This window comes from Flavobacterium hydatis (assembly GCF_000737695.1).
GTDB classification, from domain to species: domain Bacteria; phylum Bacteroidota; class Bacteroidia; order Flavobacteriales; family Flavobacteriaceae; genus Flavobacterium; species Flavobacterium hydatis.
The window spans coordinates 1-1,115 of sequence record NZ_JPRM01000080.1 but is presented as its reverse complement, the minus strand read 5'-3'; the positions used below and the strand labels follow the sequence as shown (position 1 = coordinate 1,115).

Here is a 1,115-nt window from a genome sequence, read left to right as displayed (position 1 = left end):
CTCGGCGGTGTATAGGTTGGTGAAGGATTTGTTGGTCCATTTGAAGGTTTTTCTAACTACGCCTCCGGTATCTCTGGCGGATGCAAATACGAGTTTGTTATCGTAATACGCACTTCCGTAATCGGTTTGGGTGGAGTTGATTCCGGCATCGGCTATTTCGTATCGTCCTGAGTTGGCTTTTATTTGCTCGAGGTAGTTTTTATTGTTTTCGAAGAGTTGTCCTCTTTTATCGGCTGCGTTTTTTTTGTTGAAGGTCTCGAGGGTTTTATCTGCTTTGGCATAATCTCCTGTGGCTTTTAGGGTTTGTGCATAGCGGTAGTAGTACTCGGGATCTTGTTCTGGGTTGTTTTCAAATAGGGCTTGGTACCATTTGGCTGCTTTGGTGAGTTCGCCATTAAAGTAGTAGGCGTTGCCTAGTCTTTGGAACATTTCCTGGTCTTTGTATCCTTTTTCGGCTACTTTTTCGTAGGTGGCGATGGCGTCGATATAGGCGTATTGGCTATAGTCTTTGCCAGCTTTGTTTTGGCTTGCGCTTTGTGCGCTTCCGTTTAGTGTTATGAGTACTAAAAGGACGGTGACGGTGGTGGCTATATAGTTGTTTTTCATCTTTGGTCGTTTTAGAAGAATCTTGGTGAGGTGATTCGGCTGTAATTATTAAAGAATTCGAATCGCAGGAATATCTCGTGTGAACCGGAGTTGTAGTTGTTTAATCGGGTGGTTTCGCGGTCGTAGGCGTAACCTAGGTATAGGCCGTCACTTACCTGGAATCCTACCATGGCGCTTAGCGCGGCGCTCCATCTGTAGGCTACTCCGGCTACAAATTTGTCATTGAACATGAAGTTGGCTGACAGGTCGACTTGTAGTGGGGAACCTTCTACCATTTTGGTTAGTAGGGCTGGTTTGAATTTGATGTAGGGATCTAGTTCGAATACGTAACCGGCTATCAGGTAATAGTTTATTTTGTCTTTGAAGATGGCGATATCATTATCGTTGTATCTGTTGGTTTCGATAAAGTTGGGTACGGATAGTCCGATGTAGGCTTTATCGGAATGCCAGTATACTCCTGCTCCTATGTTGGGTGTGAATTTGCTGTTTAGGTCTTGAAATTGTGGGTC

The 1,115-nt window shown here is 44.5% G+C and carries 2 protein-coding genes; both read right to left on the bottom strand.

Annotated elements, in window-relative coordinates:
- The coding region (locus IW20_RS25105; RefSeq protein ID WP_035629119.1) for a tetratricopeptide repeat protein at positions 1-606 on the bottom strand (606 nt) is incomplete at its 3' end.
- A gap of 11 nt (positions 607-617) precedes the next feature.
- On the bottom strand, positions 618-1,115 hold a 498-nt coding region (locus IW20_RS25100; RefSeq protein ID WP_035629117.1), incomplete at its 5' end, for a PorP/SprF family type IX secretion system membrane protein.